Raw genomic sequence first — 22,856 nt, 5'->3', positions numbered from 1 at the left:
GAGGCGTCTAGGGGGGTGGGTTGAGTCGCGCCACCAAGGTTTCCGGATGCAGCGCCGAGAGGACAACAATCTCCCCATCCAAGACCAGTACGGCACGAGTCCGCCGTCCGTGGGTGGCATCAATGAGATGATGATGCTGCCGTGCTTCGAGAATTAGGCGCTTGATGGGAGCAGAGTCGGGGCTGACGATCGCCAAGAGTCGCTGCGGCGAGACGTAGTTGCCAAAACCAATGTTTAGCATTCTACCCGATGGTAGTCCTGAAGGGCTTGAACCCTGAGGGTTGAGGTTTGCAGGGTTTTAATGGCGGCAGCCGTTGCCTTGGCACCGGCGATCGTCGTCACAATTGGAATCTTGTAGGCAAGGGCGGTGCGACGAATCAATTGGGCATCGGTACGGGCTTCCTGACCCGAGGGCGTATTCAGAATCAGGTGAATCTGCTCATTTTTAATCGCATCGAGGACATGGGGACGCCCTTCATGGAGCTTGAGGATGAGTTCAATATTACTCAGACCCGCCTCAAGCAGAGCATTGCGGGTTCCTTCGGTGGCAATAATCCGAAAGCCGAGGGACTGCAACTCCTGCACCACGGGCACAATCGCTGCCTTGTCGCGATCGCTCATCGATACAAAAACAGTTCCTTTCAAAGGTAACCTTTGATTGGCCGCCAGTTGAGACTTGGCATAGGCAGCACCAAAGGTCATGTCAATCCCCATCACTTCACCCGTAGAGCGCATCTCTGGCCCCAGTACCGTATCCGTACCGGCAAATTTTTCAAAGGGCAGAACCGCTTCCTTAACAGCGACATGGTTGGGAATCTTCTCATCGAGGAAATTGAGTTCTGCAAGCGTTTTGCCTGACATCAGGCGGGCAGCCATTTTAGCAAGGGGAATGCCGATCGCCTTGGAGACAAAGGGCACCGTACGGGATGCCCGCGGGTTGGCCTCCAAAATATAGACCTGCTCCCCTTGTACTGCCAGTTGTAGGTTCATCAGCCCCACCACTTTGAGGGCCTTGGCGAGGGCAATACTCCACCTGCGAATGGTCGCCAACACGGTAGGAGAAAGGGATTGGGTGGGCAAGCTACAGGCAGAATCCCCAGAGTGAATCCCGGCTTGTTCGATGTGTTCCATAATCCCACCAATCACCACGGTACCGCTGGCATCAGCAATGGCATCCACATCCACTTCAATGGCGTTTTCCAGATACTTATCAATGAGAATTGGTCGCTCTGGCTCCACCTGCACGGCTTCGTTCATATAGCGTTCCAGTTCGGCATCGGAATAGACGATTTCCATGGCGCGACCGCCGAGCACATAACTGGGGCGCACCACTACGGGGTAGCTAATGCGCTGGGCAATACTCAGGGCTTCGGCGTAACTGCGAGCGGTGCCATTGGGGGGTTGGGGGATATTCAGCTCCCGCAAGATTTTCTCGAAGCGTTCGCGGTCTTCGGCAATATCAATGCAGTCGGGCGAGGTGCCCCAGATTTGCGTTCCGAGGCGATCGCCATGGGTTTCGAGGTACTGCTGGAGGGGTAAGGCGAGTTTCAGCGGCGTTTGACCGCCAAACTGAATAATAATGCCGACGGGGCGCTCCACCTCAATAATGTTGAGGACATCTTCCTTCGTCAGGGGTTCAAAGTAGAGGCGATCGCTGGTGTCGTAATCCGTGGAAACCGTTTCAGGATTGGAGTTGACCATGATTGTTTCATAGTCATCCGCCCGCAGCGCGTAGGAAGCATGGCAGCAGCAGTAATCAAATTCAATCCCTTGACCAATGCGGTTTGGCCCTGAGCCAAGAATCATTACCCGCGGCTTGCGGGGGGGCAGCACTTCCGATTGCGGGGGCAGTAATTCAACATCGCCGGTATCGGGGTTAATTTGCTCCACCGGCCGCTCATAGGCGGAGTAGTAGTAGGGGGTGTAGGCCTCAAACTCGGCGGCACAGGTGTCCACGGTTTTATAGACGGGAACAACACCGAGGGATTGGCGATAGGCCCGCACCTGATCATCGGTGGTTTTGGTGGCGTAGGCAATTTGGGCATCACTAAAGCCCTGCTGCTTGACCCGCCAGAGATCATCAGCGGTGAGTTGCTCTAGTTTGCTGCGCTTGAGGAATTTTTCCGTTTCTAGCAGTCCCTGCATCTGCCGCAGGAACCACGGATCAATGGCGGTTAGTTCATAAACCTCTTCAACGGTCATCCCCAAGAGGAAGGCGTGGCGAATGGCAAAGATGCGATCGGGATTGGGTGTGCGCAGTTTCCCCCGCAGTTGTTCAAGGCTGGGGAGTTTTTCGGGGCGATCGCACCCCCAGCCGGCGCGTCCGGTTTCCAGCGATCGCAGGGCTTTTTGCAGGGACTCTTGGAATGTGCGGCCAATGGCCATGGCTTCACCAACGGACTTCATTTGGGTGGTCAGCACCGGCTGCGAGCCGGGAAACTTCTCAAAGGCAAAGCGGGGAATTTTGGTGACCACGTAGTCAATCGTGGGTTCAAAACTAGCGGGGGTTTTCTTGGTAATGTCGTTGGGGATTTCCGGCAGCGTGTAGCCCACAGCCAATTTCGCCGCCATTTTGGCAATGGGAAAGCCAGTTGCCTTAGAAGCGAGTGCTGAGGAGCGCGAGACACGGGGATTCATTTCAATCACGATCACTTCCCCTGTTTCGGGGTTAACGGCAAACTGAATGTTTGATCCGCCCGTTTCTACGCCAATTTCCCGAATGATTTTGATGGCAGCATCCCGCAGCCGCTGATACTCTTTATCCGTCAGGGTTTGCGCTGGTGCGACAGTGATGGAGTCCCCGGTATGGATACCCATGGGATCCACGTTCTCAATGGAGCAGATAATGACCACGTTATCGGCCATATCCCGCATGACTTCTAGCTCATATTCTTTCCAGCCAATCAGGGACTGCTCAATGAGAATCTGCGAGACCGGGCTAGCCTCCAGACCAGCAGCAGCAAGCTCTTCAAATTCCTCTTGGTTATAGGCAATGCCACCACCGCTGCCCCCCAAGGTAAAGGCCGGTCGAATAATCAGGGGATAAACCCCAATCTCTTGGGCGATCGCCCGCGCCTCTTCGAGGGTATTGGCCAAGCCCGACGGACACACCCCCACCCCAATGCGCTGCATTGCCTCCTTAAAGAGCTTGCGATCCTCGGCCATTTCAATGGCGGGTAATTTGGCACCAATCAACTCCACGCCATAGCGATCCAGCACCCCCGATTTTGACAGAGCCACCGCCAAGTTCAGCGCCGTTTGTCCGCCCATGGTCGGCAGTAGGGCATCGGGGCGCTCAGCGGCAATGACTTTTTCCACCATTTCCGGGGTGAGGGGTTCAATGTACGTGCGATCGGCGGTCTCGGGATCCGTCATGATGGTGGCGGGGTTGGAGTTAATCAGGATCACCTCGTACCCTTCCTCGCGCAACGCCTTACAGGCTTGGGTTCCCGAATAGTCAAATTCACAGGCTTGACCAATGACAATCGGACCCGAACCAATAATGAGAATTTTTGAAATATCGGTACGACGAGGCATAGGGACAACGCAGCCAAAGGATTTCAATCACGCCTTCCCTATCCTACACTCCCCCTTGAGATCGCGCCTGTTCTGTTAAGTTGAAAATCACTAGGTCACCAGCTCTGAGGGCGATTGGTGTTAGGATTTACTCACATTCCTATGAGGGTGGGACACATTCCAGCGACTGCGACCCCACAGCAATGTCAAGATCAACGACGGTACGCCAACATCGTAAAGCCAAATCCCCCAGCCAGCATTGTAGGGGGCAAAATTTCCCAGCAACATCTGTTGGTAGTGGCCATAGGCACATCCCAACACATAGACCGAGAAACCAATCCCTGTTGCTGACCAGAACAATCCTCGTTGCCAAATGCAGAGCAGGCCAAGAATCCCAAAGGCCAGATTCGCCATTGCGACCTCAAATTGGAAAGGACTCCCCGGTAACCAGCCAATTTTGCGAGCCGTCGCTGCAGCATCAAACGTATGCACCAACGCACTCATCACCCCCCCAATTCCCACAAAAATAACCAGTAGGTACAGCAAGCTGACATGGATGATCCCTGCCCGTGTACGCTGGTGAGGCTGTCGCCACAAATGCAGACCAATGCCAAGAATAGTCATCAGACTATAAAAAAGCCAAATCATGGTTGCATCCCTATAACAGCAGCAATAGAAAAACGATGACCCTTTTGTCAAACAGGGGGTACGTAAAGTAAAGGGGAGGTCATCCCGTTCCCTAGGAACTTTCACCGTTTTGAGCCTATTCTATCCGAGTGAAGAGGAGAAGCTATCAGTGTTCCCAAAAGTACCTCTCAAGGAATGCTGCTGCCGCTAGGGAGTGGGGGTCGCAGATCCGGATCGCACGGCGGCAAGGGTTTCTGCTTGGTAAACCGTACCCGTTGACTCCACCAAACCAGCAATGCAGAGCTTGACATTGCGATTGTGCTGAACGAAGACGCGAAACCCTCCTTTGTTGGTGCCACTGTCAACAGCGCCCGGCAAGTTATTGGTGCAGTTGGGACTCGTGTTGGCAATGCCATCAATCAACGCATTGGGGGTAGAGTCACCAATTTTTTGGCGATAGAGAATCATCGGGCCTCGCCACACCACATTGCTCGTCTTGGGACGGGTGTAATAGGCCACACGGGTCGTACTGGCGAGGGTGCCGTCGTTCTGTTCCTCTAGGTTATCCGCTGGTTTTTCTATAAACATCACCAACTGGTAGCCACCACTGGGAATGACCCAATCTGGGGGTGCCGTGGTTGAGATGCGAATGGCTGAGCGAATATCATCGGAGATAAAGTCGAGGGCGCGGCTCAGGTTCATGCGGGTAATTGCCTGCTCTTCAACACGACGATTGTTTTGCAGGATAGCCACCATTGCCCAACCACTCATGGCCACAACAATACTGCCAACGGCAGCCGCCACCAGTAACTCCGTCAATGTAAAGCCGCGATCGCTTCTGCGCCAACCCTGCATATCTGTGCCCCTCTAGTTGCGTGCTTGACAGTTATCGGCAGTTGCACCCGTGGTGTCCGTTGCAAGGTAATTGCCCGTGCGCATAATCCCCAATCCCAAGGACACCACCAAACAGCGCTGAAGGGTGGGATTATTGGTAGAAGCAATGACAATAGTGCCTGTACTACTGGTGCGCCCCTGAAAGCCAAATCGCACGGAGGCCGTCCCTGTTCCTCGACGGAGGGTTACATTTTCCAGTTGGCGGGAGCCATTGGGCAGACATTGGGGTGGATCTCCCGCGATAGTGGGATTGGTGCCTGTGTTAATCGTCACTCGACAGGCTTGGTTGCGTCGCATTGCCTCCCGCTGCGCTTCCCGTAGTGCCCCCTCTAAGCTTTCAAGAGCTTGGTTGACCCGCTGCGTTTCTAGCCAATAGAGAAAGCTCGGCGTGACAGCCACCGCTAAAATCGCTGCCACCGTCAGGACAATCAGGATTTCAATCAGGGTCATGCCCTGCTCACGGACAGCGGAAAAACGCATTGGGCACCACCTCGGTTGATAGTTGAGCAACGACGCGGTTGTTACTATTGCGCACAGAATAGGCCAGTTCTAGGGTTTGGAAAGGTGCCTCAGCACGGGTGGTGGGTGTGCGCGTCATCGTAAACGTGTCATTGACAATGGGGCGACTATTATTGCTGCTGTTCATCGGCGGAATCAAGGTTTGCAGGTAGGCACCAAAGCCACCATCAATGCCATTGGTTTCATCGGCTTGAATCCGACAGCGGGCATAGACACGAGTACCCGCCCCCCGATAGCCCCCTACTGGCGAGTCCAAGGTAATCGTGTTGTCTGACATAGAGACAATACGGCGTGTGCCCGAGTCCGAACCAATGAGAACGCGATCGCCCACTCGAAACCCATCCGTGGGTGAAGTTACTGGACAGGCACCCCCGGTGCGATACTCTGGGGGCATGGCTTGATCGTAGTCACTTTCACCCGATTGAATGAGTGCCAGTGTTAAGGTGGTGTCATTGCCTTGGGCGGGTGCTGCCAGCTTGCGTTGGGCAAACTTGGTTTGGCAGAGATCGTAGGCAACAATTTTGATATTTTCTAGATCATCTTGAATCCAGTGACTGGCCTCGGCAAATTTACGGGCATCCGCTTGGAAAAAGGCAGCGACAACAATGGCCTGCATCGCCGCTAGGGTAAAGAGGCTAATCACCAGAATGGAAGCCAAGACCTCCGCAAGGGTAAAGCCTTGGGAACGTTGCTGCACCAGCCAGTGGAAATAGAACTTACTACGAGTCATCAACATTACCTCCGAATTTAGTACTGGGCTAGGCGGTTCCAGTTGCTCGCTTCGGTGGTGCGTGCCACAACAATTGAAGCATTGGCATAGTTGCCTCCCAAGGCTTCCGGTAGGCGATCGGGCACCCTGATTTCAGCATTGTTGGAGCTAGAACCATTCCACGTTTTTGCCCAAACTGCACCGAAGATATCTGGCTCGCGACTGCCGCCATTGATGCCTACCTTCGCATCAGGCGCATAAACAAAGACACTTCCTACTGTGGAGCCACCGCTAAGGGTGAATTCTTGGTCAGGTATCGCATTGGTTGGGTCTGGGGGATTGCCATAGATGCGTAGGCGATCGGGCGTGCCGACACCACTGGGAAGTCCCATATTAGCGTCGGTACCGCAGGTGGAACTATCGGGGCTACAGGTGTTGTCAATCCCTGCATTACCACTGAGGGAGATGTTGCCACTGACGTAGAGGCGAATGGCATAGTTCGTCGTATTAAATGTCACCCTCTCGTTACCACTGAGGTTAATGTTGCGAATGCGATAGGCGTAATAGACTTTCTCTGGGTTGACAATTCGCTCCCCGGGGCGTAGGGGATCAGGGATAAAGAAGGGAATGTTGGGGTCAGGGTCAACGTAGGGGCGATCGCCCGGACGGGGAAAGTTTTGGTCAGTTGTTCTACCTGTAATGTCCTGTGAGTCTTGGGGAGGATTTCGGCCTTGTCCTGGAATCGGAAAGTTGGCGTAGGCACCTTGACTGTAGCCGCCTGCCGCTTGCAGGGCTTGCTGAAAGTCGGTAATTTGACTGGATGGCAACCAACTGGGTAGCGTAGTCAGGGGAACACTTCCTAGCACGGAACCACCCACCGCATCAGGTGCTATAGGAAAAGGCGGTAGGTTAATCTTGTTGATGGCGATCGTCCCCTCAATAATCGCGTTATTGAGCGCTCCGATGGCACTGCGCAGTCCCTGTTGGGTCGGCTGGCCATTTTGGCACTGGGCTTGGGGAACCACACAGTTGGCAGGATTGGTGCAGATCACATTGCCGTTGACGGTGCCAAAGACATCATTGTTGCCGAGGTTAATGCTTTGTGCCAGCAGGCCAGGGAAGTTGGAGGGCACGCTGCGATCCGTAATCACCATCTTTTGCAAGATGAAGGCATTCGCCGGCGAGTTATTGGGCAAGCGACCTTCGATCAACAGGTGTCCTGTTTGCGTTGGCGCATCATAGAGATAGGAGAGAATACGGTAATTGCCCTGCACAGGGGTGCCAATTGTGCCGTTGAGGACAATCGTATTTAGGTTATCGAGGGTAAAGCAGGGGGGCGCATCAGAATCAAGGCTCGCCGCTGTCCATTCATTTACAGCAGGAACATTCAAACCCGTGGTATTGGGCTGACCCACTTTTGTTGCATCCGCTGCGCGACTGATCAGGTAGGGGCGGGCAGGATTAAAGTTCGTATTGTTAGCGGGGTTATAGGTGCGGCGCAGCAGAATCTGGTAGTTGCCATTGAGTAAGCCAAGGGTACGAGCCATACCACCTTCAGCCACCGCAAAGGCCTGCTGGGTTTGTTTTTGCAGGCTGGCAGTGGTCACATCCAGTTGCGATCGCGAGAGCAGGGTTAGGGCAACCACGATCATGATCAGTCCCATGCCCAAGACCAAAGGCAGAGTAAACCCCCGCTGCCGCCGCCGATACCCCGGACGGGGATAGCGACGTTTCAGTGAGCGCACCAGTTTTTTCATCATTGGCCTGTCCTCTATTGCCCCAACCTTTGCTCTATCAATATATCTTGACTACGAGAACTTCGTTGCTGCTGATGCTGAGTTGAATACGCCCTCAATTTTTGGCTTTTATACACAGTTGATATAATTTAACCGCAAACTTGAGAGAGGTGATGTAATCTCGCTCACATCCATGTCCTGCTCCCTATTATACCTTTTCCCAAAAGGCTCCATTTCAAGAGTACTCCAGTATATGCAGTGGCGAATCTCTCTGTTAGGGACAAGTCCAAGCCTTATCAAATTCACTCATACTGGGCTTCAGCGTAAATAAAAGCGTAAATAAACTTGAATAACTCTCGCACAAAGGAGCAACCTCTTGAGGAGACATGGGTACTCACGCTTTAGGGATTGGTGTAATTTGCAGCAAGCACACACCTCACTCCCTACCGAGGCACTGGCGGCACTGACAACATTTCTAACGATGGCCTACATCTTGCCCGTCAATGCACAAATTCTTTCCAATGCCATTTTTCGCGAGCAACCACAAGATTTGCAGGCGGAGTTGGTGATTGCAACCGCCGTGTCTGCGGCAGTGGGTAGCATGCTGATGGGGACTTGGGCAAATTACCCGATTGCGTTGGCCCCCGGCATGGGCATCAATGCCTTTTTTGCTTTTGCGGTGGTGGGGCAAATGGGGCTGCCTTGGCCATTGGCGTTGAGTGCTGTCCTCCTAGAGGGCATTGTTTTTGTGCTGCTCACCTTGACGGGGGTGCGATCGCTGATTGTAAATATGATTCCCATGTCCTTGAAGGTGGCGATCGCTGCCGGGGTGGGGCTATTTATCGCCTACATTGGCCTTAGCAATGCGGGAATTATCATCGCTGATGCCGCCACGAAAACAAAACTCACCACCTTTCAGACATGGCCACCCATCCTCGCTGCCCTTGGGATTCTTTTGACAGCCTTTCTTTGTGCTAAGGGGGTGCGGGGGGCGATTTTTTGGGGGGTGATGATCACCGCCTTAGCTGCATGGCTAGTGGGGGCTGCCCCTTGGCCGACAGGTTTGATCCAATGGCCGCAATGGCCGTCCCATCTCTTTGGTCAAGCCTTGGCGGGTTTTGGACAATTGCAACCGCGGCAGTTGGGGTCTTTTTTCTTGGTCACCTTGGTACTGCTTTTTACCGATATGTTTGACACCGTAGGCACGCTCTCTGCGGTGGGGGTACAGGCGGGGTTTCTCAATCAGCAGGGACATTTCCCCCGCGCTTTGGGAGCCTTTATGGCAGATGCGGTGGGGACAATTGTTGGCGCCCTCTTTGGCACTTCCACCGTGACCACCTATATTGAATCGGCAGCCGGAATTGCCGTGGGCGGCCGGACAGGACTGACGGCTTTAATGGTTGGCGGATTGTTTTTGCTCTCACTGTTTTTTTTGCCGATCACAACCGCGATTCCCAGTTTTGCCACGGCACCAGCGCTAGTGCTTGTCGGTGTCTTTATGGCGCGATCGCTCCCAGACATTCCCTGGTCTGATCTCACGGAAGCAATTCCTGCTTTTTTAGTGGTGTTGGTGATGCCCTTGAGCTACTCCATCAGTGAGGGGCTAGCAGTGGGATTTATTAGCTATCCAATCGTGAAATGGGCGGCAGGCAAAGGGAGGGAAGTGCATCCTGCCCTCTGGGGATTGGCGCTTATCTTTATTGCCCACTACTTTTGGCGTTAGACAAGATCTAAGATAGGATGCTTCTGAACTGATTGGAAACACACTACCTATGGATCTCAAATCCCTGATTCGTGATGTCCCAGACTTCCCTAAGCCGGGCATTTTGTTTCGGGATTTAACAACACTGCTGCAAAATCAGGCGGGGCTGCGCTACGTCATTGACCAATTGGTGGAAAAACACGCCAACGAGGGCATTGACTATGTGGCTGGTATCGAGTCGCGGGGCTTTATTTTTGGTGCCCCCTTGGCCTATCGACTGGGAGCAGGCTTCATTCCTTTACGCAAACCGGGTAAACTTTGTGCTCCCGTCTATGCGGTGGAGTATGAACTAGAGTATGGGCGCGATCGCCTCGAGATGCACCAAGATGCTGTAGAGCCAGGTCGGCGGGTACTCATTGTTGATGACTTGATTGCCACTGGAGGCACAGCGGCAGCAGCGGCGGGTCTGATCCAAAAAGCGCAAGCTGAACTCCATGGCTTTGCCTTTATCGTCGAGCTGACGGACTTGGGGGGACGACAAAAGCTGCCCGATGTGCCGATTACCACCCTTGTAACTTATTAGGTTTATTAAGTGTGACTGACTAGGGCGTTACCACGTCACGCGATCGCGCAAGCGTTCGAGGAGCTTCGGCCCGACACCGGGGACAGCATCTAGATCGGCCAAGGATTGAAAGGGCTTTTGCTCGCGAGCACGGATAATTTCAGCCGCCAGTTTGGGGCCGACGCCCGGTAGGGTTTGCAGTTCCTCTGCGGTGGCCGTGTTCAAGTTCACCCGTGTAGTCGGCGTGCTGGCACGATTTCCTGAAGAGGGGGCAGGTCGGGTGGCAATCTTACCGCCACAGGCGGTCAACTGCTCCTGAATGCGATCGCGAATATGCTGCGGCAGCCCCAAACGACTATTGCTATAGAGCCGCTCAAACTCCCGTTCGTAGTGAGCTGCAACCGTAGGATGCTCAATCACCAGCAAGAATTCATCATTACCGCGGTTGGCCGCCTCGGACCAGTTGTGGGAACCCACAATCAGCGTGCGATCGTCAACCACGCCATACTTGTGGTGCAGCTTATCGCCTTCTGGTAGGAGGGGGGTGCCCACCGTTTGAATGGGGTTTTGCCACGGGCGGTTGCCGGCTTCGTAGTAACAGTTGCCTTGACGGGCTTGGGCAGTATTGGCCATCGCTACCCCCATCATATCGAGGGCTTCGCTAAAGTCACGGTAGATAAATCCTGAGTCAATGAGGGCACGAATGCTAACCCCTTGGTTATGGCGTTCCTCAAGCACGTAGGACAACTCCTGATCGGAGAAAACAAAGAGCGCCATATCAATTTTTTGGCGTGCTCGACGTAGTGTTTGGCCAATCAAGCCATTGGTAGAGGCCGCCCAGGGTTGCGATCGCGGGGTTGGCGAAAAGCGCACCGTGACCATGGCATCGCCCACAGCCACCCGTTGAGGGGGACGCACTGGCTTTTTGACCCCAAAGCGACTGTTGGGCTGACCACCGGGACCATCCCCCCACATAATGTTGAATTCCTCAGTAAATAGGCGTGCCACGGCGGGGCTATCAATCACCAAGAGGGAGTTGGCATTGCCACGGGTATCGGGTCGTCCCAAGTCGCCATGGACATCACTGAGGGTAAAGTTGGCACTAGTGGCAATGACTTGGCGATTATCAATAACGATAAACTTGTGGTGCATGAGCATACTGCCTTTAGAGCCATCGGCAGTGTCATCAATCCAAGGAATCTTGGCCTCGTTGAGAATCGTCTGCACATCGCGATCGCTGAGTTCCGCTGCACTGAGTTGGCCATCGCCATTGGTATCCACGAGGGCTTTCCAGGCGTTGTAGCGCTCCCGCATTCTCGGATCCATGGCGCTCACTTGCGCAGGGCTGTAGGTTGCCCAAGGCGCAGTGTAGGTATTTTCCATCACCACTCGTACCCGCACTCCCGCCTGCTGCCGTGCTACTAGGGCCTTGGCCAGATTGGGTAGGCGAAACTCCTGCACCGCCACATCAATCGTCTTTTGTGCCTTGGCAATCTGCTCAATCATGATTGCCTCAAGGTCTTCCCCTTCACGGGTATAGGGGCGATAGGGTTCTTGATAACTGTGGGCTTGGGAGTGATTCATGTGTACCGCGATTTGCGGATGTTGAGGCAGCGGGTCTAGGGCAGGGCGGAGAATTGGGTGCGATCGCAATTGAGTGAGCACCACAGCCGCAATCAACAGCCCCAATAGAAACAACAGCAGATACACACCGTGTCGCCGCCATTTAAGCTTTTGCCAAAACACGCTGACTTCCCCAATGCTTGTCCCAATTCTAGGGCTCTCTTTTTCGCCTCAAGGTGTTCTGCGCTGCATCGGTTGCCACGGGCGCTTGGCTAGGATAGAGGCGATGCTTTTGCAGGCCTGCCATGATCACGGTGCTGGTGTTAAATGCTGGCTCTAGTAGCCTCAAAGCCTGTTTGTATCGGTTAGCACCTGAAATGGCGGCAATGGCTGCCACACCCCCCGCTCCCCTTTGGCAAGGCCTGCTCGATTGGGGACAAGACCCAACGGTGGCGCGGCTCAAGATCACAACTGCCGACCAGCGCTACGAAGCCAGCCTAACCCATCCAGAGGGGGGAATTGCAGGCCTACAGGACTGGCTCAAAACGCTCCTAGACACCCTCACCAATGGCTCGACAACGCTCCTAGAAAGCCTTGCAGAGATTACGATCATTGGTCATCGCGTGGTTCATGGGGGTAGCCATTACCAAGCAGCGGTGCGCGTGGATGCGCAGGTGAAAGCAACAATTACCGAATTTAGTGAATATGCGCCGCTCCATAATCCAGCCAACTTGCTGGGAATGGAATTAATGGCCGACATTTGTCCCCAAACACCCCAAGTTGCTGTGTTTGACACCGCTTTCCATGGGCAATTGCCGGCAGTGGCGCGCACCTACCCTATTCCCTATGAATTGACCACCGCGGGAATTCAACGCTATGGCTTCCATGGCATTAGCCATCAATACGTCAGTGAACGGGCAGCCACCCTATTGCAGCGTCCCTTAGCAGCGTTGCGCCTAATTACCTGTCACCTCGGCAATGGCTGTTCCCTGACGGCGGTCAAGGGCGGCGTTTCCGTTGAAACCACAATGGGCTTTACCCCCACGGCGGGAGTGATGATGGGGACGCGCTGTGGCGACATTGATCCGGGGATTTTGCTCTATCTGCTGCGGCGGGGCAAGACAGTTGAAGAACTCGATCGTCTGGTGAATCGCCAATCGGGTCTATTGGGCGTCTCTGGGGTCAGTAATGACTTGCGACAGGTTTTGGCGGCCATTGATCAGGGAAACACCCAAGCGCAGTTGGCCTATGACTGTTTTATCTACTCCCTGCAACGGGGCACTGCGAGCCTTCTGCCGGCTCTTGGTGGTCTCGATGCGTTGGTATTCACAGCAGGAATTGGTGAAAATGCCGCCGGTGTGCGCCGCGATGTCTGCCGAGGGCTAGGTTGGTTGGGAATTGAGTTAGATAGCGCAGCTAACGAAGAGGGTAAAGGCGATCGCGACATTGCGCTGCCGACTGCTCCCGTACGGGTTCTCGTGGTTCAGACCCAAGAGGATTGGGCGATCGCTCGCGCCTGCATACAGCTTCTGTAAGCTGAATTTGCTGAAGAAAACATAAGAAAACATCAAGATTTATGCTCTAGCCTTGACGCCCCAAGGTTGGCGTACGTAGAATGCGGGTAATTATTCACTCCTCAGTATTCAGTTTTCAGTATTCAATCTTTAAATCGTCCAAAGACAAAAAAACATCAGGAGTTGAACTGTGTTGAATCTGCGTCGTACCGCTCTTGTTGCCTTGGCCGCAATGGCAACCTGTACCACTGTTTTACTTTCTCCCGCCGAAGCCAAGCAGGTGAAGGCTGTGCGGGGCGTTGTCACCAACATTGATGGAGATAATGTCACCCTGCGGCAACCTTGGGGTGAAGAGATTGTGGTGGTGTTTGATCGCAAGCACCGTCAGCGCCCCTTCCGCAAGGAAATTGTTGAAGGTCTGGATGTGGCAGTGATTTTGGATCCAAAGGCCAGTGTGCCCACCGCCAAAATCATCTGTGCCGCCATCGTGCCTGCCCCTGAGTATGTCGCGGTAACCCCCATTCGAGTGCCTCAAGTGGGTGGCTCAGCACCGGCTCCGCGTCCGGCTGCCATTCCCCCCGCAGCACCAGCGCCGGCACCGCCAACACAAATTCTGTTCTAAACATCCTGAGAGAGATCGGAGTTGTTCTCATGTTGGGCTGGGTCAGAGGAAAAACCTTGGGTTTAGCACTGGGGGCGATCGCTATCCTGCCTATGGCTGCTGTGGGTGCTGAAGAATTGAAGGTGAGCCGTGCTTCTGAGTCAGAGCCGTACTTGCCGACCACCTTAGCGCCCTTGGCACTTCCCCCCGTTGGTGAGGCAACTCCGTTTCTACCCGCTTTGGAACGCAAAATTGTCTTGCGCTTGCGGGAGCGCCGCGTCTTTCTCTATGAAGGTGATCAAGTATTAGCCAGCTATCCCGTGGCCGTGGGCAAGCCGGGCTGGGAAACGCCCCAAGGTAATTTCAGAGTGCTGCACAAAGTCGTCAATCCCCAATGGCGTAATCCCTTTACGGGGGTTTTGGTTCCGCCGGGGGGTCGCAACCCTTTGGGCGATCGCCTGATTGTCTTTGCCCCCATGGGAAATAACAACTATGCTGGCTTCCACGGCACAACGAATGAATCTTTGATTGGCCAAGCCGTTTCCCATGGCTGTGTGCGGATGCGCAACGATGATATTCGCGCCCTCTTTGAAAAAATTGAGGTGGGCACACGAGTGATTGTTCAGCCCTAATTGATTTTAATCAAGAAAAACTAATATCATCATTTGGCGATCGCTGGTGACTTTCCCCAAGAGCGATCGCTCAAGTTTTGCATAAAGCCACTTTGCAAACCATACCAATGCATTGGAAAGAGCCGATGCACATTGGTTATGATCGCCTTAGCAACACAGGTGTTTCCATAACCCTGTCAGGTTAGGGTGTGGCCTCGTTCTGAAATTCACTCTTCACACCATCTCGCTAATGCAAACTTGACCGTTCACTGGTGGGTGATATTGTGCTGGGAAATCTATTTGCAAAACCAAAGCAGGGCTTGGGGATTGAACTCACCCCAGAGCGGGTCAATATCGTACAGCTTCAGCGGCAAAAGCAGGGTCTGAAAATGACCGCTATGGCCTCAGTGCCCTTGAGTGAAGGCGCCATTGAAGAAGGCCGCATCATTGACACCACCGCCGTCGCCGATGCCATCCGTCAAGGGATTGAGGATAAGCGCATCAAACAAAAAGAGGTGATCAGTGCCATTCCCATGAATGAAGCCGTGATTCGCCTGATTCGCCTGCCTGCGGAATTACCCGACTATGAATTGCGGGAAGTGGTTCTCATGCAGGAAGCGCCCCTCTACCTGCCCTTTCCCCGTGAAGAGGCCGATGTTGACTATCAAAAACTGGGAACCTCCCTTGATGAAGATGGCATTGAGCGGGTAGAAATTTTGCTCGTGGGCACGCCCCGCGAAGTGACCGATGCCTATATCAATGCCTTTACCCAAGCCGGTTTACAACTCACCGCCCTTGAAGTGACCAATTTTGCCCTCATGCGTACCCTGCGGGATTCACTACAGCAGTTTGTGGGCGAAGCAGCAGCGATTATTGATATAGGCGACGAGGGCACAGAAATTAGCATCGTCAAAGATGGCATTCCCCAGTTCAACCGCAAAGTGCCCATTGGCAAAGAACGGATGCAAGAAGCCATTAGCCGCGCCATGAACTTGCCGCCTTCGATGGGCGTTGACCTGATTGAGAATCTGACCGTTCCCCTAGAGCCGATGGATGTGACCGGAGCACTCAACCCCAGTGGTGCCGCTATTTTGCGAGTGCTCTCCGATCTAGCAGACGAAATCCGCCGCTCCATTGACTTTTACCTCAACCAAGGGGAAAGTCTAGAGGTCTCGCAGTTGCTGCTTGCCGGTCCCGGTGCCAGTATTGGTCAAGTGGATGAGTTTTTTAGTCAGCGGCTCAACTATGCCACCACTTTGGTTGACCCCATTAGTTTGCTGGGACTGCAAACCCCGGAAGAGATTCCCCTCGAAAAACGCCCTGCCCTCGGCACGGTGATTGGTCTTGGTCTGCGTGGCGCTTAGGAGCATCCCCGATGTACTCAATTGAGATTAACCTCCTTAAAGAACGTCCCGAAGTGGGGGGCATGGCTGCTACCACAACCGCAGCGGCAGGAATGAGTAATGTGCCGATTATTATCGGTGGTGTCGCTGCCCTCTTCTTTGTGGGGCTAGCTCTCCTCGGCTCGGTGGGTGCCAACCTCTGGCTGCAACAACTGACGATTAAACAAAAAAGCATTCAGGATCGCCTCGCAGCCATTTCTCCAGACCTGCAACGCATGGATGAAATTAAAAAAGAGCAGGAACAGATTGCCGCAGAAACCAAAGCCCTAGCCACGGTGTTTAATCAGGTCAAACCTTGGTCGGCGGTGATACGCAATATGGCAACTCAAACGCCAGGGGAAGTACAAATTCGACGGATTACCCAAGGCGGACAAACAGGCCAAGAGCTAACGATTGAAGGCACAGCCGTCTCCTTTGATGCAGTCAGTGACTTTCTTTTGCTCTTGCAAAATCGCTCTCCCTTCTTTGATGGCAAGGCCACTCAGTTGGTGAAGGCGGAACGGGCAAATCAACAGGGTGAGGAAGAGACAACCGCAAGGGTTTCCTTTAGTATTAAAACCGCGATCGCCAGCGTGCCAGCCTCGGAACTTCTCAATGAACTGGCTGCCAATGGGGTTGAAGGACTGGTGGCGCGCATTCAATTTCTCAAAGAAAAAGGAGTGGTACAGGAATGACCCTAACTGGCGATTTTGGCGGCCCGCCGATTGAGGAACCCGCACCCAATTATCCGACGGTCTTTGGCATTACCCTGACACCCGTCGTCAGTGGTGTCCTTATTGCCTTGGTAGGTTTGGGAGCAGCGGTTTACTTGGGGAGTCTTCTCATTGCCCCCAAACTGGAGGAAGCGGCCAAGTTACAGGAGGAAATTGCCCAGCAGGAAAATGACCTCTCCCAGCGGGAAGTGATCCTGAAGCAACTCAATGATGTGGTAGCGGGGCTAGAGCGTGCCAAGCGGCAAAATCGTGACGTGCGATCGCTCTTTGCGACACAGGAAGCCCTAGACACCCTCCTCCTTGACATTAACCGCCTGATCTTGACCAGCGGCGCCCAACTGACCACATTTGAACCCGATAGTGCAGCTTCAGGAATTGTCCAAGATGGCTCCCTTGGCCCCGAATTAAATGCCAAACTAAAACAACAGGTAACCAACGTTACGATTCAAGGGTCATTTCCCAGCATTTTGCAGATCATGCAAAAAATTGACCAGCAGCAGAACTTCCTCGTGATTAACAACCTGACGATGGAACTCGTTGCTGATAAGCCCGGCGAAGTGATTACCACATTTAAGCTCATGACCTATGTACCCCTAACCCCTGAGGAAATTGCCGCTTTGGCCCCCCCACCCCAAGGAGGTGAGCAGCAAGGACAACCGCAACAACAACAGCAGCAATAGCGCATGGCAAGCCAAAAAGCAGCGTAGAGTGTCTTGGGAGCGAGTTGCATTCTCTTTTCATACATTTGGTGGCATTCGTGAGGAGTCAAGCATCGTGAGTCAGCTTTTACATCGTCTCGGCTTAGGGGTGGCCACAACCGCCCTTGTTGCTGCCAGTCAAACCCCCACTTGGGCCACAGCAACGGAAATCACGGGAGTTCGTCTGGTAACAGCGCCCAACGGCATTCAACTCCTCTTCAACGTGCAGGGGAATCTACGGCCAGCGGTTTTCACAGTCAATCGCGGCAATGCCTCCATTGCTGATATTCCCAATAGCCAACTGCGCCTGCCCCAAGGGGGTGCCTTCCGCCAAGACAACCCCGCCCCCGGTATCTCCTCCGTCGAGGTGGTGCAACTGGACGCCAAAACCATCCGCGTCACCGTGAATGGCATTAGTGCTGCTCCCATTGGTGAAGTCATCCGCGAAGGACGCGATGGCCTGCAAATTAACTTCATTACGGCTCAAAGCCCCGCGGGCCCTCAGGTTGCCCCCAGTGGTCAACCCATGGCCATGCCCCCCGGCCCTAGTGCGGTGCCGCCTTTTCTGCCGCGCCCAGTGCCACCCCCTGTTGGCGATATGCTGATTAGCCCCCTCAATGCTGACCCCGACGTGATTCAACTGGGCACCAATGAACGGATTCCCCGCCTACTGCTGCGGGAGGCTCCAGTGCGGGAGGTTCTTTCCCTACTGGCTCGTGCCGCCAATATGAACGTTGTCTTTCCGGAAGGCAATGGGGAAGGGGGCGGCGTCACCATCTCCCTCGATATCGAGAATGAATCCGTTCAAGACGTATTCAACTATGTGCTGCGGGTCACTAACCTCAAAGCCAATCGCCAAGGCCGCACTATCTTTGTGGGTCAAGCCTTACCCCCCGATGCCCAAAACCGCATTGTCCGCACCATTCGCCTTAATCAGATGCGCGTCTTTGGGGCGGGTTCAACGACACGGGAAATCAGCTCTCTGGCTCAAACGGGGGGCACCATCGGGAGCGGAGCTGGGGGTGCCCAGGCTGCAACAACCGCCCAAACTGCTCTCAACCGCGAAACCCGTACCCGTGAGGGTGACCTGCAACTAGGGGCAGTGCAGCTGTTGGAAATGTATGGTGCAAACTTGCCAGATACTGGTCCATTTCAGGCGCCAACCGGCTGTGAGCAGCTGCAAGTACCAGAAGCAGCGAGGGGCGTTGATGATCAAATTTGTCGAAGCTCACTCCTGCGGGGACTAGAGGTGGTGGGTGACCCCCGCACCAACACAGTCACCCTCATCGGCTCCCCCCGCAAGGTAGAAATTGCCACCCAATTGATTCAGCAATTTGACATCCGTAAGCGGCAGGTGATGGTCAATGTCAAGTTTATTGATGTGAACCTGCTACGAGGACGCACAGCCAATGCAGACTTAATTACTAATTTTGGCAGCAGCCTGTGGGGAGCCATTTTAGATCCAAATGGTTTAACGGTGATTCGTGGCACTACGCCTAACGTGGGTGGTTTGACCCCTGCCCCCCTCACTGGCGCACCAGTCAGTATACCCGTGGGGAATCTACTGAGTGACTTTTTTGCGCAGCTTCGACTTTCTATTGAAACTGGCAATGCCACAATTCTGACCAACCCCACCCTTGTCATTCAGGAGGGGAGTGCTGCGCAAGTCAATTTGACCCAAGAAATTTTCTCTGGCATTGAATCCACTGCTGCTCAACAAGCCACTGGTGGCGGCGGGGCGATCGCGACTCAACAGATTCGCCCAATCCTGCGACCTGTGGGGGTGATTTTTAATGTCACCGTAGAGCAAATTGACGATAATGGTTTTATAACGCTGCAATTGTCTCCAGAGGTGAGTGCTCCCAGCGGTACCTATGATGTGATTTTCCCAGGGACGGGTGGTTCCACGGGGACACTGATCTCGCAACGGCGGATGGAGTCGGGGCGGATTCGCTTGCGGGATGGCCAAACCTTGATGCTGGCGGGCATCATCCAAGATCAAGATCGCTCGTTGGTGACTAAGATTCCAATCCTAGGAGACATTCCCCTGTTGGGGCGGTTGTTCCGGCGGGAAGCTAACCAGCGTCAACGCAATGAACTGGTGGTGATGGTGACGCCGAAGATTGTTGATGATACCCAGAATGCGGGGTTCGGCTATCAGTACTCGCCAACACCGGGGAGTATGCCGCCTAACCTGCAAAACCAGATTCTCCAACCCCCACGGCGACGCTAAGGCCTCTAAGTAGGGATTGCCCCCTCCGAGTCTGTTCAGAGGGGGTTCATTTTTTAGTGGGTCACCATTTTTTGCCAACCTAACCCTGCAAGGGCTTGATTGCGCCGCAGCGGACGGGTAACGAGTTCTAGAATGTCACGGGCATTGCCAAAGCCGTGAATTTGGGCAAAGGTGAATTCCACAGACCACTTGGTGCTGATGCCACGGGCTTCGAGGGGATTGGCATGAGCCATACCCGTAATCACAAGGTCGGGCTGGAGCGCCTTAATCCGCTGAAGTTGATTGTAGTTATCGGGTTTTTCAACAATGGTGGGGAGGGGATGCCCCATTTCGGCACAAGTCTTCGTCAAGAGTTCTAGCTCGGCTGCTTGGTAACGTTTATCCATGTAGGGGATGCCAATTTCTAGTACCCGCATACCACAGCGAATCAAAAACCGCGCTAGGGAGATCTCTAGGAGATTATCCCCCATGAAAAAGACCGATTTGCCTCGCACCAATTCAAGGTAGTCGCTCAGTTTTTCCCAAGTTTCGGCTTCGCGCTCCGCTAGGCCTTGGGGCTGAATCCCAAAAGTGGTACAAATCTGTTCGATCCACGCGCGGCTACCATCAGGGCCAATGGGAAAGGGAGCCGTAATGAGTTGACATTTGCGGCGGCGAATCAAGGTAGTGGCGGTACGACTGAGGAAGGGATTCACACCAGCAACGTAGTAGCCCTCATCAATCACTGGCAATTCGGTATAGCGTTTGGCAGGCAGCCATCCTGACACCTTGATGCCCTGTTTTTTTAATTCCAAGGTGAGTTGGGTCACCACGGGATCGGGCAGAGAGCCAAAGAGAATAAGGGGTGGGTGGTCGTGGTACTGGTGGGATTCAGCTTGGAGATCCTCTTTTTTCTTGCCAAAGTTGAGAAGGCGCTGGATGGGGTTGCGTTCCTCTGGATCGCTCACCGCTGTGGGCGTGGGACAACGGGCGGCCATGGCTGCTAGCACCGTGTCTTCCCCTTGGGTAAAGGCGTAGTCGAGACCATTGGCGCGAGCCACAACAATGGGAATGCCAATTTCGGCTTCGAGCTTGGGCGCCAGTCCCTCCAAGTCCATTTTGATAATTTCCGTGGTGCAGGTACCAATCCAGACAATGACACTGGGGTTGCGATCGCGCTTGATTTGGAGGCAGAGGCGCTTTAGCTCTTCATAATCATTGAGTTGCGCCGAAATATCTCCCTCTTCTAGCTCCGCCATGGCATAGCGGGGTTCGGCAAAAATCATCACCCCCATCGCATTCTGCAAAAAGTAGCCACAGGTCTTGGTGCCAATGACCAAAAAGAAACTGTCTTCAATTTTTTGGTACAGCCAAGCCACACAGCTGATGGGACAAAAGGTGTGGTAATTGCCCGTTTCACACTCAAAGTTGAGGGCATTGGGAGCAGTCGCAGTCATAGGGAGAGCCTCCAAATTTAGAAACGATTGGAACTAGGTTTGATGACTTTGAGCAGCCTCCTCACCGTGTTCTTCAGCCCGATTACTGACAAAGGGCTTAGGGGGTAGTAAGCGAGGTTCGGGGAGCAGTTGAGCAGGGTTATCGCCGTTGGTCAGTTCTTCGTCGGGGTTGAAGTTCAAGCCCAAGGCAGAAATAATGCGATCGGGATCGTTGCTGAGTTCGACAATGACGGGTAGAGCATCCAGTAAGCGCGGTTCCAAAGCCGTCAGCACCCCCAAAATAAAACTTGAGGAGGGGCGCCGTTGACCGCGATAGGTACTCCAAATCGCCAAGCGGACAATCCAATGGCGGTTTTCTTGGTAGTAGGCCAGCCACTTACTGCGTGCGCTTTGCCGTAATTGCTCAGGGTTCATACTCACTCCAGCGAAGGGGATCCGTGGAGTATTCTAGGGGAGTTTTAGACCGCTGCGAGTGACCGTTCTGACCCTTGGGGATTCAAGTAGAAGTCGGAGAGCAGGGCAAAAAGGTCGCGATCGGGGGCATCCTTGGGCACCACCCCCTCAGGCCGCGCCAAAATTTGATCGGCAATGTTCAAGTAGTAGTCACAGACATAGTTGAGACTGGGATCGCTTTCGGCCATCTCAAAGAGGGTTTTGCCCTTGACCCGTGACACGCGAATATCCTCAATCAACGGCAGCACCTCAAGGATGGGCATGGGCACGGCTTCCACATATTTTTCAATGAGATCCCGCTTACTGGTGCGATTACCAATGAGACCCGCGAGGCGCAGGGGGTGCGTGCGCGCTTTTTCACGGACGGAGGCGGCAATGCGATTCGCCGCAAAGAGGGCATCAAAACCATTATCGGTGACAATCAGGCAATAATCGGCATAGTTAAGGGGGGCCGCAAAGCCACCACAGACCACATCCCCCAGAACGTCAAAGAGAATGACATCGTATTCATCGAAGGCATTGAGTTCCTTGAGGAGCTTGACCGTTTCACCGACGACATAGCCACCACAACCTGCCCCAGCCGGGGGGCCACCCGCTTCGACGCAATCCACACCGCCATAGCCTTTGTAGATCACATCCTCTGGCCAGACATCCTCGTAGTGGTAGTCCTTGGCTTGGAGCGTGTCAATGATGGTGGGAATCAGAAAGCCTGTCAGGGTAAATGTGCTGTCGTGTTTGGGGTCACAGCCAATTTGCAGGACTTTCTTGCCCCGCCGCGCCAGCGCCACTGAGATGTTGCAACTGGTGGTGGATTTGCCAATTCCGCCTTTACCGTACACTGCGAGTTTCACGTTGACCTTGCCTCCTAAGTAATGGAGCGACACGATGACCTAACTGCTATTCTCGGCCAGCGATCGCTAGAAGCGGCAGTGGTTAGAAAAATAATCTTTTTGTAATAAAATTTCAGCTGATTTGAGGATGAGCAAACGCTTTTTCAAGTTTTGGAAGTCTCTCAGGAAACTGGCGGTTCTTTGAGAAGTTATCTTTAATTTTTTTGCTGTTAGTTTTTTAGTTAAATTAAACAAAAATACAAAAACTCCCCCCGCCAAGTCATTCCCTGATCGATTGCACCCAAGGCTAAAATTGACCTGCCCAGCGATCGCGCCAAAAGAAATCTGAAAAAAGGAACGTTTCCCCCAAGGGGCGATCGCCCGCATCGCTGTAAAGAATAATTAAGAATCTCGAAAGTAAATGATTTGTTACAATTTAGGCAGCTGCATCCCTTTGAGCGCTACTTTCTCTCGTTTTCCCTAGGAAGTGGTTAGAATTTGAGGGAAGGCGATTGTGCTACAGCGTTTTTCTCTGC

At 53.6% G+C, this 22,856-nt stretch carries 21 protein-coding genes; 9 read left to right on the top strand and 12 right to left on the bottom strand.

Annotated elements, in window-relative coordinates; translation table 11 throughout:
• Positions 1 to 7 precede the first annotated feature (7 nt).
• The 7 genes from RHK62_RS07310 to RHK62_RS07280 all read right to left on the bottom strand — a co-directional run bounded on the left by RHK62_RS07310 (position 8) and on the right by RHK62_RS07280 (position 8,025).
• Entirely contained in the window at positions 8 to 241 is a 234-nt protein-coding gene (locus RHK62_RS07310) for a DUF370 domain-containing protein (RefSeq protein ID WP_149819402.1), read from the bottom strand.
• The gene (gene carB, locus RHK62_RS07305) at positions 235 to 3,537 is read right to left on the bottom strand and encodes a carbamoyl-phosphate synthase large subunit (protein WP_206200188.1); all 3,303 of its coding nucleotides are present in this window, start codon (positions 3,535 to 3,537) and stop codon (positions 235 to 237) included. The genes RHK62_RS07310 and carB overlap by 7 nt, the downstream gene beginning before the upstream one ends.
• 120 nt (positions 3,538 to 3,657) lie before the next feature.
• Positions 3,658 to 4,164, bottom strand: a complete 507-nt coding sequence (locus RHK62_RS07300; RefSeq protein ID WP_149819398.1) for a DUF6790 family protein — start codon at positions 4,162 to 4,164, stop codon at positions 3,658 to 3,660.
• A gap of 186 nt (positions 4,165 to 4,350) precedes the next feature.
• Entirely contained in the window at positions 4,351 to 4,998 is a 648-nt protein-coding gene (locus RHK62_RS07295; RefSeq protein WP_206200187.1) for a type II secretion system protein J, read from the bottom strand.
• A 12-nt stretch (positions 4,999 to 5,010) separates the two neighbouring features.
• Entirely contained in the window at positions 5,011 to 5,517 is a 507-nt protein-coding gene (locus tag RHK62_RS07290) for a GspH/FimT family pseudopilin (RefSeq protein WP_310453505.1), read from the bottom strand.
• Positions 5,495 to 6,286 (bottom strand): prepilin-type N-terminal cleavage/methylation domain-containing protein, encoded by a 792-nt coding sequence (locus tag RHK62_RS07285; RefSeq protein WP_302678305.1) that lies wholly within the window; start codon positions 6,284 to 6,286, stop codon positions 5,495 to 5,497. Before RHK62_RS07285 ends, RHK62_RS07290 begins: the two co-directional genes overlap by 23 nt.
• A 17-nt stretch (positions 6,287 to 6,303) precedes the next feature.
• The gene (locus RHK62_RS07280; RefSeq protein WP_310453504.1) at positions 6,304 to 8,025 is read right to left on the bottom strand and encodes a hypothetical protein; all 1,722 of its coding nucleotides are present in this window, start codon (positions 8,023 to 8,025) and stop codon (positions 6,304 to 6,306) included.
• A 394-nt stretch (positions 8,026 to 8,419) separates the two neighbouring features.
• Between RHK62_RS07280 and RHK62_RS07275 the strand changes: the two genes are divergently transcribed.
• Both RHK62_RS07275 and RHK62_RS07270 read left to right on the top strand, forming a co-directional pair.
• Entirely contained in the window at positions 8,420 to 9,724 is a 1,305-nt protein-coding gene (locus RHK62_RS07275; RefSeq protein ID WP_206200183.1) for an NCS2 family permease, read from the top strand.
• A gap of 49 nt (positions 9,725 to 9,773) precedes the next feature.
• Positions 9,774 to 10,286 carry an adenine phosphoribosyltransferase gene (locus RHK62_RS07270; RefSeq protein WP_206200182.1) on the top strand — a complete coding sequence of 171 codons (513 nt, stop codon included), beginning with the start codon at positions 9,774 to 9,776 and terminating at the stop codon, positions 10,284 to 10,286.
• A 27-nt stretch (positions 10,287 to 10,313) separates the two neighbouring features.
• Here RHK62_RS07270 and RHK62_RS07265 read toward each other — a convergent pair whose 3' ends face one another.
• Positions 10,314 to 12,011, bottom strand: coding sequence for a phospholipase D-like domain-containing protein (locus RHK62_RS07265; RefSeq protein ID WP_310453503.1), 1,698 nt, complete (start codon positions 12,009 to 12,011; stop codon positions 10,314 to 10,316).
• Between the two features lie 122 nt (positions 12,012 to 12,133).
• Between RHK62_RS07265 and RHK62_RS07260 the strand changes: the two genes are divergently transcribed.
• The 7 genes from RHK62_RS07260 (at position 12,134) to RHK62_RS07230 (ending at position 19,601) form a co-directional block, all read left to right on the top strand.
• Positions 12,134 to 13,363 (top strand): acetate kinase, encoded by a 1,230-nt coding sequence (locus tag RHK62_RS07260; protein WP_310453502.1) that lies wholly within the window; start codon positions 12,134 to 12,136, stop codon positions 13,361 to 13,363.
• Between the two features lie 169 nt (positions 13,364 to 13,532).
• Positions 13,533 to 13,964 carry a hypothetical protein gene (locus RHK62_RS07255; protein WP_206200179.1) on the top strand — a complete coding sequence of 144 codons (432 nt, stop codon included), beginning with the start codon at positions 13,533 to 13,535 and terminating at the stop codon, positions 13,962 to 13,964.
• Positions 13,965 to 13,993: 29 nt separating this feature from the next.
• Positions 13,994 to 14,575: a L,D-transpeptidase gene (locus tag RHK62_RS07250; RefSeq protein ID WP_206200178.1), complete on the top strand. Its 582-nt coding sequence runs from the start codon at positions 13,994 to 13,996 to the stop codon at positions 14,573 to 14,575.
• 263 nt (positions 14,576 to 14,838) lie between these two features.
• Positions 14,839 to 15,918 carry a type IV pilus biogenesis protein PilM gene (gene pilM / locus RHK62_RS07245; protein ID WP_225901572.1) on the top strand — a complete coding sequence of 360 codons (1,080 nt, stop codon included), beginning with the start codon at positions 14,839 to 14,841 and terminating at the stop codon, positions 15,916 to 15,918.
• Between the two features lie 11 nt (positions 15,919 to 15,929).
• Positions 15,930 to 16,631 carry a PilN domain-containing protein gene (locus tag RHK62_RS07240; RefSeq protein ID WP_310453501.1) on the top strand — a complete coding sequence of 234 codons (702 nt, stop codon included), beginning with the start codon at positions 15,930 to 15,932 and terminating at the stop codon, positions 16,629 to 16,631.
• Positions 16,628 to 17,350 (top strand): pilus assembly protein PilO, encoded by a 723-nt coding sequence (locus RHK62_RS07235; RefSeq protein ID WP_310453500.1) that lies wholly within the window; start codon positions 16,628 to 16,630, stop codon positions 17,348 to 17,350. The genes RHK62_RS07240 and RHK62_RS07235 overlap by 4 nt, the downstream gene beginning before the upstream one ends.
• Before the next feature lie 94 nt (positions 17,351 to 17,444).
• On the top strand, positions 17,445 to 19,601 hold the full coding sequence (locus tag RHK62_RS07230) for an AMIN domain-containing protein (RefSeq protein WP_310453499.1): 2,157 nt from the start codon (positions 17,445 to 17,447) through the stop codon (positions 19,599 to 19,601).
• Between the two features lie 53 nt (positions 19,602 to 19,654).
• Here the strand turns inward: RHK62_RS07230 and RHK62_RS07225 are convergent, their stop codons facing one another.
• The 4 genes from RHK62_RS07225 to RHK62_RS07210 all read right to left on the bottom strand — a co-directional run bounded on the left by RHK62_RS07225 (position 19,655) and on the right by RHK62_RS07210 (position 22,707).
• A complete protein-coding gene (locus RHK62_RS07225; protein ID WP_302678297.1) occupies positions 19,655 to 21,037 on the bottom strand; it encodes a ferredoxin:protochlorophyllide reductase (ATP-dependent) subunit N in 1,383 nt (460 codons plus the stop codon).
• A 33-nt stretch (positions 21,038 to 21,070) separates the two neighbouring features.
• Entirely contained in the window at positions 21,071 to 21,451 is a 381-nt protein-coding gene (locus RHK62_RS07220; protein WP_206200172.1) for a DUF5331 domain-containing protein, read from the bottom strand.
• A gap of 44 nt (positions 21,452 to 21,495) precedes the next feature.
• Positions 21,496 to 22,341, bottom strand: a complete 846-nt coding sequence (gene bchL, locus RHK62_RS07215) for a ferredoxin:protochlorophyllide reductase (ATP-dependent) iron-sulfur ATP-binding protein (protein WP_149819367.1) — start codon at positions 22,339 to 22,341, stop codon at positions 21,496 to 21,498.
• Positions 22,342 to 22,407: 66 nt separating this feature from the next.
• Positions 22,408 to 22,707, bottom strand: coding sequence for a hypothetical protein (locus RHK62_RS07210; RefSeq protein WP_310453498.1), 300 nt, complete (start codon positions 22,705 to 22,707; stop codon positions 22,408 to 22,410).
• Positions 22,708 to 22,856 lie beyond the last annotated feature (149 nt).

Source organism: Thermosynechococcus sp. HY213, assembly GCF_031460975.1.
Classification (GTDB): domain Bacteria; phylum Cyanobacteriota; class Cyanobacteriia; order Thermosynechococcales; family Thermosynechococcaceae; genus Thermosynechococcus.
The sequence above is the reverse complement of the archived record's forward strand: the minus strand, read 5'-3'. Positions and strand labels throughout refer to the sequence as shown.